Below are 12,638 nucleotides of genomic sequence, written 5' to 3'. Positions count from 1 at the left end.
AGACTTTGAGTGTACTATCCATTCTTTCAATTATCCTGACATTGGGGCTTGCTGTGCTGCTTGCCAAGCCGGCTGGACTATATATTGCACAGGCATTTTCTTATGAAACAACAAGGCTTGATTCCATTTTTGGACCTTTTGAGAAAGCCATTTATAAACTGAGCGGCATTAAACAGAAGAATCAAGGTTTCAGGCAGTATGCTATAGCTCTGTTGCTTTCAAACATCTTTATGATTTTCATCGTTTATCTGGTGTTTCGCTTTCAGGGTTCGCTTCCTTTGAATCCAAGCGGTATTGCCGGAATGGATCCAACGCTTGCTTTTAATACGGCCATCAGCTTTATGACGAATACGAACCTTCAGCACTACAGCGGGGAGAGCGGTCTGTCCTATTTCTCACAGATGATTGCCATCACGTTTATGATGTTTACGGCACCTGCAACCGCTTTTGCAGCTGCGATTGCACTTATTAGAGGATTATCGGGTAATCCGCTTGGAAATTTCTTTGTTGATTTAATTCGTGCGATCACAAGGGTTTTTCTGCCGCTTGCCTTTGCAGCCGGTCTGATATTTGTCTTTCTTGGCGTTCCTCAAACGCTTGATGCCAGTGTCACGGCCAGCACAGTTGAAGGAGCAGAGCAGACAATCGCAAGGGGACCTGTTGCTTCTCTCTTATCCATTAAAGAAGCGGGAAATAACGGCGGAGGATTTTTTGGAGTCAACTCAGCCCATCCGTTTGAAAATCCAAACGCAGTGAGCAATGTGCTGCAAATGCTTTTAATGCTTCTCATCCCGACAGCCCTTCCATATACGTATGGAAAAATGGTAGGCAATAAAAAACAGGGACGAATTTTATTTGCGGCTATGGCAATGATTTTTGCAGTGTTTCTTGGAACAGCCCTTCTATCCGAATTTCAGGGAAATCCGAGACTGGCAGAAGCAGGTCTTGAGCAGGCTTCAGGAAGCATGGAAGGGAAAGAGGTGCGGTTTGGTACCGTTCAATCCACTCTCTATGCGATTGTCACGACTGCTTCTGAAACAGGGGCTGTCAATACCATGCATGATACACTTTCTCCCATTACCGGAATGCTGGCCTTGTCGAATATGCTTCTGAATACCGTGTTCGGCGGTGCAGGTGCCGGATTCATGAACATTATGATGTACGCTATTATTGCTGTTTTCTTATCAGGCCTTATGGTTGGGCGCACGCCGGAATTCCTTGGCAAAAAAATTGAAGGAAAAGAAATGAAGCTGATTGCGGTCACTCTGCTGATTCATCCGTTTTTGATACTTGGATCAACAGCCCTGGCGCTTTATACGCCGCTTGGATCTGACGGTATTTCAAATCCGGGGTTCCACGGGCTTTCCCAAGTGCTTTATGAATACACGTCTTCTGCAGCCAATAACGGTTCAGGCTTTGAAGGTCTGGGAGATGCCACTCCGTTTTGGAACATCTCAACAGGTATTGTCATGTTTATCGGAAGATACTTTGGAATTATTGCCATGCTTGCCGTAGGAGCATCTTTAGCGGCTAAAAAGCTTGTACCGGAAACAATTGGCACATTCCGTACCGACACAAGCCTGTTTGGAACCATTTTTGTCGGAGCGGTATTCATTGTCGGAGCATTAACCTTCTTTCCGGTATTGGTTCTTGGACCAGTGGCAGAGCTGTTAACTTTATAATTCAATTGGAGGATCCAAAATGAGTAAGACACTAGCAACAGCAGTGAAGGCTGCTGATGAAAGATATGATCAAAAAGAAGCTGCCGGACAGACAGAACCTGAAGGGCATAAGCCTGTAAACCGGACGAAATCAGGTCAAGGGCTGATCGTCAATGCGGTAAAGGCTTCCTTTCTGAAACTTGATCCCCGGATCATGGTCAAAAATCCAATCATGTTTATAGTAGAAATCGGTTTTTTCTTAACTCTGCTGCTTACTTTTGCACCGGCTGCTTTCGGACCTGCGGAAGTCAGCACGGCGTTTAATTTAACCGTCTCGCTTATTCTGTTATTTACCGTATTGTTTGCAAACTTTGCTGAAGCCCTCGCTGAAGGCAGGGGAATGGCACAGGCGAATTCGCTGAAAAATTCAAAGAAAGAAATGACGGCAAACAGAGTGAAACAAAACGGGAATATTGAAAAAGTTGACTCTGCATCGCTTCGCAAGGGGGATGTGGTCATTGTGTCCCAGGGTGAATTTATTCCTGGTGACGGTGAAATTATTTCCGGTCTTGCGTCTGTTGATGAATCCGCGATTACGGGTGAATCCGCTCCGGTCATTAAGGAAGCGGGAGGGGATTTTAACTCTGTAACAGGCGGAACAAAGGTGGTCAGCGATCAGATCAAGGTGAGAATTACAAGTGATCCAGGTGAATCTTTTCTTGATAAAATGATTGCTCTTGTTGAGGGGGCACAGCGCCAGAAAACACCGAATGAAATAGCGTTGAATACGGTTTTAACAAGCCTCACTCTTATTTTCATGATTGTCGTTGTGACTCTTCCTTTTTATACGGATTACCTCGGGTTTCGTCTTGAAATACCGGTTCTGATTGCCTTGCTTGTCTGTCTGATTCCTACGACAATCGGGGGATTGCTCTCTGCCATCGGAATTGCCGGGATGGACCGGGTAACACAGTTCAATGTCATTGCCATGTCGGGAAAAGCCGTAGAAGCTGCTGGAGACATTAATACAATCATTCTGGACAAAACAGGTACTATTACATTCGGAAACCGAATGGCAAGCGAGTTTATTCCTGTGGGCAATGCCCCGATGCAGGATTTGGCGCAATGGACGGCCGTCAGTTCGCTGGAGGATGAAACACCTGAAGGAAGATCGGTTCTTGAGCTGCTGAAGAATAAACAGCTTTCATACAGAACGGATCTTGCAGATGGAGGAACGTTCATTGAATTTAAAGCGGAGACCCGAATGAGCGGAATGGATTTGCCTGACGGATCAGTTGTAAGAAAAGGTGCGGTGGATGCCGTGAAAAAATGGGTTCTCTCACGCGGAGGCACCATTCCGGCTGATCTGGACAAGAAAACGGACGATATATCCAAAGCAGGCGGTACACCTCTTGCTGTAGCGATGAATGATCAGATATTCGGATTAATCTACTTGAAAGATACCGTTAAGCCTGGAATGAAGGAGCGTTTTGACAAGCTCCGCAGCATGGGAATCAAAACCGTCATGTGTACAGGAGATAATCCGCTCACAGCTGCCACAATAGCAAAGGAAGCGGGTGTGGATGAATTTATCGCAGAGTGCAAACCTGAGGACAAAATTGAAGTCATTAAATATGAGCAGGCACAGGGCAAGCTCGTTGCGATGACGGGAGACGGCACCAATGATGCCCCTGCTCTTGCCCAGGCGGATGTGGGTCTTGCCATGAACAGCGGGACTGCAGCTGCCAAGGAAGCTGCGAATATGGTGGATCTGGATTCCAATCCTACGAAAATCATTGAAGTAGTATCAATTGGAAAACAGCTGCTGATGACCCGCGGTGCCCTGACAACGTTCAGTATCGCAAACGATATTGCCAAGTACTTTGCGATTATACCGGCCATGTTTATGCTCGCCATTCCGGAAATGAGCATGCTGAATGTGATGAGGCTTGACTCGCCAATTTCAGCCATCCTGTCAGCCTTGATTTTTAACGCGATCATCATTCCGATTCTGATTCCTCTCGCAATGAAAGGAGTCAGCTACAAGCCGATGAGTTCAAATGCCCTTCTCAGAAAAAATCTGCTTGTATACGGTTTGGGAGGAGTCCTTGTTCCGTTTATCGGCATCAAATTCATTGATCTTTGTCTTGCCCTATTTATATAAGAAGAAAAGAGGTTCATAAAGTGGAAGAAAAACAATCAATCATAGGACCGATTATTAGAATGAGCCTGGTGTTAATGGTATTCTGCGGACTGGTATATCCGGCTGCAGTAACAGTCATTGCCCAGGCCGCTGCTCCGGACAAGGCAGATGGGAGTTTAATTTACGATGAGAATGATAAGGTAATAGGTTCTGAGCTGATCGGACAGTCCTTTACAGAAGCAGGCTATTTCCACGGAAGAGTCTCAAGTATAGAATACAACGGTGCAGGATCAGGATCGAACAACTACGCACCATCAAATGAAGATATGCTGAACCGTGCGAAGGAATCGATAAAAGAGTGGGAAAAAAATAATCCTGAAACACCTATAAGCGATGTGCCGAATGATCTGCTGACAAATTCAGGTTCAGGACTTGATCCGCACATAAGTCCAAAAGCAGCCTACGTTCAGGTCAGCCGCGTCTCAGAAGCAACGGGAATTAAAAAAGCTAAACTTGAAAAGCTGATTGAAAAACATGTGCAGGGAAAAGAACTTGGACAGTTTGGGGAAGAAAGAGTGAATGTTCTTAAATTGAATCTGGATTTGAAAAACATGAAGAAACAATAAATTAGACCCGCCTCAGCTGCCAATTTCGCTGAGGCTGGATTCTTGTGAAGGGCTGACTGAGCTGTTTTTTATTGAGGAGGTGAAAATATGACCGAAAACCATCCATATTTCAGACGGAAAACCCCTCAGGAGCTGCTTGATGAAATAGCAGAAATGAACAGGGGTAAGCTGAAGCTTTATGTAGGAGCAGCCCCCGGGGTTGGGAAGTCCTATAAAATGCTCCAGGATGCCCACGACTTAAAGCTTGAAGGCATTGATGCAGTCATTGGCCTGATTGAATGCCACGGAAGAAGAGAAACCGAAGATTTAATAAAAGACCTTGAAGTCATTCCCCTTAAAGAAATGACGTATAAAGGAAGCATATTCAGAGAACTGAATACAGAAGCCATAATTGAAAGGAAACCGGCTGTTGTCATTATCGATGAGCTTGCCCATACAAATATTCCAGGGTCTAAAAATCTTAAACGATATATGGATGTTGAGGAGATTCTGGAAGCAGGAATCAATGTCATGTCGGCCGTCAATATTCAGCATCTGGAAAGTGTCCACGATATTGTCCAGCAGATAACGAGAGTGGCTGTGCGCGAAAGGGTACCTGATTTGTTTGTTCAAAGAGCAAGTGAAATCCAGCTGATTGATGTGACTCCTGAAACGCTCAGAAAAAGGATGTCAGAAGGGAAAATTTACGGCTCAGATAAAATCGAACAAAGCCTCTCCCATTTCTTTACCGTTCCGAATTTATCCGCTTTAAGGGAGCTCGCTCTTAGAGAAGTGGCGGATGATGTTGATGAAAAAATGGAGCAGATCAGCGGAAATCTTTCATACGGACCTATTGGTGTGCATGAAAAAATACTTGTTTGCGTCGGGTACGGTCCTACTGCCGAAAAACTGATCAGAAGAGGCTGGAGGATGGCGAACCGCCTTCGTGCACAGCTGTATGTTCTGCATGCTGCAAAATATCCGAAAGAATCATTTACTCAGGAGATGAGAGAAAAAATAGAACGGTGGCAGCTGCTCTCCTCTCAATTTAATGCCGTCTTTTTGCTTGAGCACGAGAGAAACCGGAAGCCCGCTGAGATTATTATTGAGGCAGCAAATAAATACCATGTGACACAGATTCTGCTTGGACAGTCAGCAAGAACACGATGGGAAGAAATCCGAAAAGGGTCTATTGTAAATACCATTATGCGAAAAACAGAAAACATTGATATTCATATCGTTTCAGATGGAAAAATATAGAGAGGACTTTTAAGAAATGAATATTGCTTTTTTCCTGATCCCTAAAAAGGATGTTGTCTATTTGCCTATCCAGTCAACGATGCGGCAGGCGCTTGAAAAGATGGAATACCACCGATATTCGGCGGTTCCGCTGCTTGATCATGAAGGCAAATATGTCACGACGCTGACAGAGGGAGATCTGCTCTGGAAGCTGAAAAACACCCCAAACCTGAATTTTCACAACACAGAAAATATCAGGCTGACGGAAATTCCTTTTCACCGCAAAAACGAACCCATTTCCATTCAGGCTGAAATGGAGCATATCATTTCCAGGGCCATGGAACAGAATTTTGTGCCTGTGACAGATGACAAAGGAATCTTTATCGGAATCATAAGAAGGAGAGAAATCATCGAGTATTGTGCAAGCCAGATGTTTGCTCCGGCAGTAATTTAAAAGGGCTGCACTAATGGGTGCAGCCCTTTTGGTTAAGCAGAAGCAGATTCTTCTTTTTTCATATACTTTTTAAGGAATGGATAGATGACAAAACCTGCAAGGAAAAGGCCAACGCCTAAAGCAAACGTTTTGAGATCCGCTGTTCCTGTAACGATAACCCAGACAGAATAGATACAGGCTATGGACGCGATGATCCCGTCTCTTACACGTGAACCCTTTACCAGATCATACGTTTCTCCTTTAGCAATCAGCTTCAGGAAGAAGATGGAGGATACAAGGTACGGGAAAAGATAAGCAAGTGTAGCTGACGTTGTCAGGAACGTATAAGCTTCGCTGATGGTTCCTGAAATCGTTGAGAAAATGAAAATCTGCGACATCAGATTTGTAATCAGCAGGGCATTTTTAGGACTGCCTTTTTTATTGGTCTTTGCAAAGAATGCCGGGAAGATCCCTGATTTTGCAGCCTGATACGGCACTTCCGATGAAAGCAGAATCCAGCCGATTGTGGAACCGAAAAGTGAAACAACGGCGAGCAGAGCCATCGCATTCGCTCCTGCATCTCCCAAAATAACGGAAAGAACATCGACGAATGGCTTGTCGGACGCCTGCAGCTGATCATGCGGAAGAACAGACATCGTAATAAGAGTGATAACCATATAGATGAAAACCGCAATGATTAAACCGGTAATTGTAGCTCTTTTCACATCTCTTTGTGAGGATGCGCGTCCTGATAAAATGACGGCAGATTCGATGCCGACAAACGCCCACAAAGTTGAGATGGCAGCAAACTGAATTTGACTGGTCAGTCCCAGTGTATTGCCGCTGTCTGTTTCAACTGGGAAATAGAATTCGCCGAACGCGGCAGATTCAAGTGCGAATAATCCCGCAATAATAAACAGCATAAACCCGATCACCTTAGAAGCTGTGGCGACAAAATTAAGCTTCCCTGCACCTGTCATGTTTGTGATAAGAATTGTATGAGTTCCCCAAAGCAGAATTGTGCAGACAGCAAACGTTATTGCTCTTCCAAGCTGAACGTCCTGTGAGCCGATCGTAAAGAGAACCGATTTGTCAGACATAATTGGGAAAAAAGAGGACAAATATCCGGCAAAGCTTGTGATAATGGCAACATTGCTGATCCAGTTTGCGACCCAGTATCCCCAAACCATGCTGAAGCCTGCTACGTTTCCTTTCTTGGGCGAATCAAAAAGCGCCTTGGCATAGCTTTGAGGACCTGCGGTCAGGTCCGGTCTGCGGATGGAAAGATTGCCAAAAACAAGTGCGATCATCAGGACGCCGAATCCAGTCACAAGCCAGGCGCTTGTTACACCCAGTGGACTTGCTGTCTGTGCAAGTGTGCTCGGCAGCATGAATATACCTGAGCCGACCATATTTCCTACAACAAAGGCTGTTAACAGCCAAAAACCCCATTTTTTCTGTTTCAAACCATGAAACCTCCTAGAGAACACATACCTTATCAACAGTCTGTGTCATTTTTAATCGAAACAAACAAAAAGACGCACGGAAAAGTCCGTGCGCCAAATACGCAAAAACTCACCATCATCTCCTGATAGCACTCCGCAGAGCAATCTGCGGCAGTCCGGCACCTGTTCGATGCCGTCCCAGCGTATAACAGTGTGGCTGTTTTACACTTCGGCGCGAAGGCCTTTCAACATGCTCTCATCAGCCCCACCGGCTTCATGCATGCTACTCTTCCTATCGCGCAACCTCTACCTCACTGAGATGACGTGAGGATTTTTTTATGTTATTTTGATAGAGCTAATTTAGCAGGAACATATAGCAAATGTCAACAAAAATCGTGTATTTCCAATAGTTACAAATGCGTGCCGTGAAAAACTTCACTTTGCATTATGAGGGAAAATCTACTATAATTTACAAAGATAACGTTTTCTTTTTTTATGAAATAATACATGGAAGAAGGGTACATGATGAACTTGGGATTCGGCGAAATCATGTTAATAGTGTTTGTGGCACTTCTGCTATTCGGACCGAAAAAGCTTCCGGAGCTGGGCAAAGCTGCAGGTAAAACACTGAGAGAATTTAAAAATGCAACAAAAGGCTTAATGGATGACGATGACGTGAAATCAGATAAATCGGTGAAGTAACTAAGAACAGCCTGCGGGTTGTTTTTTTTGATTTCAAAAAGAGTAAGAATTATACAAAAATTCAAACGGGTGTTATATAATAGACCTGTCAGTTTATTTAGTGAAGCGAAATACTTAACAGGGGGTAGATTGATGAAAGCCGCTACATATGCAGAAACGTGGGATTTGGATGTATTTTTTAAAGGAGGCAGCAAGTCTGAAGGTTTTAAGCGTCACTTAGAAGAGCTTGAAAAGGATGTTCCATTATTTAAGGACGAGGCAGATCAGCTGGATGTGCCAAGCTCAAAAGAGGATTACGTTTACCTTGATCAAATCCTTGACTCATTCCAGGGAATTGCTAAAAGAATTAGACAGGCAGGTGCTTATGTCGGCTGCCTGCAGGCTCAGGATACAGAGGACAAATACGCAGCTGTGCTGAGAGGAAAAGTAACGCAGCTCAGCTCTCACTTTCAGAATGCACTCGCAAGCCTTGATCAAAAGCTGGTAAAAGTGGAGGACGGAGTCTGGGAAGAGCTTATTCAGACGGAAAGTCTGGCTGACCTCAGCTATGTGCTCACTGAACTCAGAAACAAAGCGAAGAATAAACTGCCGATGGAGCAGGAAACGCTGATTAATGCTCTATCAGTTGACGGATATCATGCGTGGGGACAGTTTTATGACACACTCGTCTCAACGGTGAAAATTCCATTCAGCGAAGATGGAGAAGTCAAGGAACTTTCAGTTGGTCAGGCGGCCAATAAATTCTCAAGTGCAGATCGTGAAGTCCGCAAGGCTGTATTTGAAGAGTGGGAAAAAGCATGGGGGGGCAAAGCTGATTTATTTGCCCAGACGCTGAACCATCTTGCAGGCTTCAGGCTGAATGTCTACGAAAAGCGGGGCTGGAACGACGTGCTCAGCGAGCCGCTTGAAATCAACCGAATGAAGCGGGAGACGCTCGATGTCATGTGGAAGGTCATTTCTGAAAACAAACAGTCTCTAGTAAAGTATTTAAAAAGAAAAGCAGAGCTTCTTGGGGTTGAGAAACTCAGCTGGTATGATCTTGATGCGCCGATCGGCGGCAAAGAGTCGAAGGTTTCCTACCAGGAAGGCGCAGAGTTTATTCTTGATCAGTTCTCAAATTTCGGGGAAGAGCTCACCTCTTTTACGAAAAAAGCCTTTGAAGACCGCTGGATTGAAGCTGAAGACAGACAGGGAAAGGCACCGGGCGGATTTTGCACAAGCTTTCCGGAAAGCGATCAGTCACGCATTTTTATGACGTTCTCAGGCACCCCTTCAAACATTGCGACTCTTGCCCATGAGCTTGGTCATGCGTTTCACCAGCATGCAATGGCAGGCGTTCATCCGCTTAACCGCAGCTATGCGATGAATGTGGCGGAAACGGCCTCGACATTTGCCGAGATGATTGTGGCGGATGCTTCTGTAAAAAAAGCAAAAACAGAAGAAGAGCGTCTTGCCCTGCTTGAAGATAAAGTTCAGCGCAGTGTGGCGCTTCTGATGAATATACATGGCCGTTTTATTTTTGAAAATGCGTTCTATGAAGAGCGCAAAAAAGGAATGGTGAGTGCGGAGAGAATCAGCGAGCTGATGGAAGCCGCGCAAAAAGAAGCATATTGTGATTCATTAGGCGAGTATCACCCTCACTTCTGGGCATCAAAGCTGCACTTCCATATTACGGGTGTACCATTCTATAACTTCCCGTATACATTCGGTTACTTGTTCTCGCTTGGAATCTATGCAAAAGCGCTTGAGGAAGGAGCTGCTTTTGAACAGAAGTACATTGCCTTACTTAAAGATACAGGCTCGATGCAGGTTGAAGATCTTGCAATGAAGCATCTTGGCGCTGATCTGACAAAAGAAGATTTCTGGAAAGACGCAGTGGCTCTTATTGTTCAGGATGCAGAGGAGTTTCTTGAGGCAACAAAATAATGAGAAGAAGCTGCACCCATGAGCTTTTCGCGCGGGTGCAGCTTTTTTGTCAGTTTCACTCTGAAAACTACTGATTCATTAAGATCCACCGGTCAATTTTACTGACGATGAGATCCTGCTGAATATACACGTTGATGTCTGCTTCGTTATCGCCTTTTTGATTCCCGTAAATCCCAAACTGCGCATGATTTCCTCCTTTTATCCGGTAAAAGAACGTGTCATCTGAAAGCAGATGTTTTTTCTCCCGGATATCATCGAGGGTGGCCAGTCCGTCTCTATCAGCATAGATTGTCAGAATCGGAAAATCCGTTCCGGAAAAATCACTGGAATCTGTCGGGTAGGCAGCCATTAGGAACAATCCTTTTACTGTATCCTGGTGATCATAGGCATATATGGATGCTGAAGCTCCTCCAAGTGAATGCCCTCCAAGATACCATTTTGTAATCTCCGGATGATCCTTAATCACATTGCCGGCTTTATTGATGCCTGCAATCGCCAGGTTAAAAGGCATTTTAACAATCGCCGCTGTATAGCCCCGCTGAGCAAGCTGTTCGGCAAGATAGGCGTAAGCCTCAGGCTCGACCTTTGCTCCTGGATAAAAAATGATGCCCGTTTTTGTCTTTTGATTCACTGGCTCAAAGAGCAAATAGCCATCGGCAGTGTTTTTTTTCTGAATGCTGGTTGAGTTATAAAGGTCATAAGTGGGTTTATATGTCTGCTGTGACCATATGTAAAACCCTGCAAAGGCAAGAACAAGAGCTGCCACGGCTATCAGAAAAAAATTTTTAATCCATCTTTTCATGGGAAAACTCCTTATTTTATCGCGATTTCTGCTAAATTTTATGCTTTAATCCAACTAAAGGCAAATTTTGATGTTTGCCAAAATACAAACTATTATTTAGAATAGTAGTATAACTTAATAAATATACGCTTAATCCTTAACAGGAGCGGGGGACCCGAATAAGTGCACATGCACTGGGGGTGAATCCTTGTAGTATGAGGTAGGACAGCTCTTCGTCCGAATCCGACAGCTAACCTCGCTTGCGCTGGAGAGACTCAACTGTGAAAAGTCATAATTATACAAATTGACGAATGCAAACCATGGGTATCTCCTGTGGTTTTTTTGTATTTTTCAAAAAACTCTCACAATCATGTTTCTCCATCCCGTTAAACTGGGAATAAATAACTAGCTTTTTATTATTCTATTTTACGGAGGTTGTCTATGAAACTAGCAACGAAAATCATCATTGGTCTTATTCTGGGTGCAATTGTAGGTTTGATCCTCAATATAACCGCCCCGGATTTATTTAAGCAGCTGGATACTTTCCTGTTCACGCCGCTTGGGAAAATCTTCTTGAACTTAATCAACATGCTTGTCGTGCCGATTGTCTTCTTCTCTATTACTCTTGGGGTAGCCGGTCTCGGTGATCCGAAGAAGCTTGGAAGAATTGGCGTTAAAACTGTTTCTTATTTCCTTGTGACAACAGCTGTGGCTATTGTTATCGGCCTGATCCTTGCTCTGACTATACAGCCTGGCAACGTAGGTGAATTTGATACTACTTCAGCTGAATATGAAGCGAAGGAAGCACCATCTGTTGCTGAAACCTTCTTAAACATGATTCCAACAAATCCAATCAAGGCGTTTGCTGACGGAAACATGCTGCAGATTATTGTCTTTTCGATCTTTGTAGGTCTGGGAATTACATTCCTTGGGAAAAAAGCAAGTGCTTTGCTGAAGTTTGTCGAGCAGGGCAATGATTTAATGATGTATCTTGTTAATCTTGTGATGAAATTTGCTCCATTCGGTACATTCGGTCTTATTGCAACAGCAGTTGGAAGCCAGGGACTTGATGCACTGAAAGCAATGGGACTGTATATGGGTGTTGTCATTTTGGCCCTTATTATCCACGCAATTATCACATACGGTGGATCTATCGCATTACTTGCAAAGCAGAGCCCGATTGCTTTCTTTAAGAACTTCTCTCCTGCAATGGCAGTAGCTTTCAGTACGTCGAGCAGTAATGCTACTCTTCCGGTTTCGATGGAGACTGCGCAAAAACGACTGAAGGTTCCTGAGCCGATTTCAAGCTTCGTTCAGCCGCTTGGCGCAACGATCAACATGGACGGAACTGCCATTATGCAAGGTGTAGCGACAATCTTTATCGCACAGGTGTATGGCATTGACTTATCATTCACACAATTGATTACCGTCGTTCTGACAGCTGTCCTTGCTTCAATCGGTACAGCTGGAGTACCTGGCGTAGGTTTGATCATGCTTGCTATGGTCTTAAACTCTGTTGGACTGCCTGTAGCGGGTATCGCCCTGATCATCGGGATTGACCGCCTTCTTGATATGGCGCGTACAGCTGTCAACATCACTGGTGATGCTGCATGTGCCGTCATTGTTACTGAAACAGAGAAGAAGCATGGAGATTACGTGATTCCTGAAGTTGACCAAAAAACGGTGTAAAAAAATAGATTTCA

The 12,638-nt window shown here is 44.5% G+C and carries 10 protein-coding genes and 2 riboswitches; of the genes, 8 read left to right on the top strand and 2 right to left on the bottom strand.

Annotated features, from left to right (window positions below; translation table 11 throughout):
• Positions 1-5 precede the first annotated feature (5 nt).
• The 5 genes from kdpA (at position 6) to ACTSEZ_RS11195 (ending at position 6,102) form a co-directional block, all read left to right on the top strand.
• Positions 6-1,682, top strand: coding sequence for a potassium-transporting ATPase subunit KdpA (gene kdpA / locus ACTSEZ_RS11215; protein ID WP_369734293.1), 1,677 nt, complete (start codon positions 6-8; stop codon positions 1,680-1,682).
• A gap of 19 nt (positions 1,683-1,701) precedes the next feature.
• Positions 1,702-3,825: a potassium-transporting ATPase subunit KdpB gene (gene kdpB, locus ACTSEZ_RS11210; protein WP_369734292.1), complete on the top strand. Its 2,124-nt coding sequence runs from the start codon at positions 1,702-1,704 to the stop codon at positions 3,823-3,825.
• Between the two features lie 20 nt (positions 3,826-3,845).
• Positions 3,846-4,430, top strand: a complete 585-nt coding sequence (gene kdpC / locus ACTSEZ_RS11205; RefSeq protein WP_369734291.1) for a potassium-transporting ATPase subunit KdpC — start codon at positions 3,846-3,848, stop codon at positions 4,428-4,430.
• Positions 4,431-4,517: 87 nt separating this feature from the next.
• Positions 4,518-5,669, top strand: a complete 1,152-nt coding sequence (kdpDN, locus tag ACTSEZ_RS11200) for a KdpD-like non-kinase potassium sensor (RefSeq protein ID WP_369734290.1) — start codon at positions 4,518-4,520, stop codon at positions 5,667-5,669.
• A 16-nt stretch (positions 5,670-5,685) separates the two neighbouring features.
• Positions 5,686-6,102 carry a CBS domain-containing protein gene (locus tag ACTSEZ_RS11195; protein ID WP_369734289.1) on the top strand — a complete coding sequence of 139 codons (417 nt, stop codon included), beginning with the start codon at positions 5,686-5,688 and terminating at the stop codon, positions 6,100-6,102.
• A 32-nt stretch (positions 6,103-6,134) separates the two neighbouring features.
• On the opposite strand, the gene ACTSEZ_RS11190 is transcribed toward ACTSEZ_RS11195, so the two are convergent.
• Complete coding sequence (locus tag ACTSEZ_RS11190) at positions 6,135-7,547, bottom strand: amino acid permease (protein WP_369734288.1); 1,413 nt, start codon at positions 7,545-7,547, stop codon at positions 6,135-6,137.
• A gap of 118 nt (positions 7,548-7,665) precedes the next feature.
• A riboswitch (Lysine riboswitch) is annotated at positions 7,666-7,843 on the bottom strand.
• 208 nt (positions 7,844-8,051) lie between these two features.
• Between ACTSEZ_RS11190 and ACTSEZ_RS11185 the strand changes: the two genes are divergently transcribed.
• Positions 8,052-8,228 (top strand): twin-arginine translocase TatA/TatE family subunit, encoded by a 177-nt coding sequence (locus ACTSEZ_RS11185; protein ID WP_369734486.1) that lies wholly within the window; start codon positions 8,052-8,054, stop codon positions 8,226-8,228.
• Positions 8,229-8,360: 132 nt separating this feature from the next.
• Positions 8,361-10,154 (top strand): M3 family oligoendopeptidase, encoded by a 1,794-nt coding sequence (locus tag ACTSEZ_RS11180; RefSeq protein ID WP_369734287.1) that lies wholly within the window; start codon positions 8,361-8,363, stop codon positions 10,152-10,154.
• A gap of 67 nt (positions 10,155-10,221) precedes the next feature.
• On the opposite strand, the gene ACTSEZ_RS11175 is transcribed toward ACTSEZ_RS11180, so the two are convergent.
• Complete coding sequence (locus tag ACTSEZ_RS11175; RefSeq protein WP_369734286.1) at positions 10,222-10,956, bottom strand: alpha/beta fold hydrolase; 735 nt, start codon at positions 10,954-10,956, stop codon at positions 10,222-10,224.
• 116 nt (positions 10,957-11,072) lie between these two features.
• A riboswitch (cyclic di-AMP (ydaO/yuaA leader) is annotated at positions 11,073-11,215 on the top strand.
• 161 nt (positions 11,216-11,376) lie between these two features.
• Here ACTSEZ_RS11175 and ACTSEZ_RS11170 point away from each other — a divergent pair.
• Entirely contained in the window at positions 11,377-12,624 is a 1,248-nt protein-coding gene (locus ACTSEZ_RS11170) for a dicarboxylate/amino acid:cation symporter (RefSeq protein ID WP_369734285.1), read from the top strand.
• The last annotated feature ends 14 nt before the right edge of the window (positions 12,625-12,638 follow it).

The sequence above is a fragment of the Metabacillus mesotrionivorans genome, from assembly GCF_052171315.1.
Classification (GTDB): domain Bacteria; phylum Bacillota; class Bacilli; order Bacillales; family Bacillaceae; genus Bacillus_P.
This window is presented reverse-complemented; position numbering and strand designations above follow the sequence as displayed.

Excerpts from the sequence above, each read along its gene's own strand:
- kdpB (WP_369734292.1), top strand. The coding sequence starts at position 1,702 with ATGAGTAAGACACTAGCAACAGCAGTGAAGGCTGCTGATGAAAGATAT.
- kdpDN (WP_369734290.1), top strand. The coding sequence starts at position 4,518 with ATGACCGAAAACCATCCATATTTCAGACGGAAAACCCCTCAGGAGCTG.
- ACTSEZ_RS11195 (WP_369734289.1), top strand. The coding sequence starts at position 5,686 with ATGAATATTGCTTTTTTCCTGATCCCTAAAAAGGATGTTGTCTATTTG.
- ACTSEZ_RS11185 (WP_369734486.1), top strand. The coding sequence starts at position 8,052 with ATGAACTTGGGATTCGGCGAAATCATGTTAATAGTGTTTGTGGCACTT.
- ACTSEZ_RS11180 (WP_369734287.1), top strand. The coding sequence starts at position 8,361 with ATGAAAGCCGCTACATATGCAGAAACGTGGGATTTGGATGTATTTTTT.
- ACTSEZ_RS11175 (WP_369734286.1), bottom strand. The coding sequence starts at position 10,956 with ATGAAAAGATGGATTAAAAATTTTTTTCTGATAGCCGTGGCAGCTCTT.
- ACTSEZ_RS11170 (WP_369734285.1), top strand. The coding sequence starts at position 11,377 with ATGAAACTAGCAACGAAAATCATCATTGGTCTTATTCTGGGTGCAATT.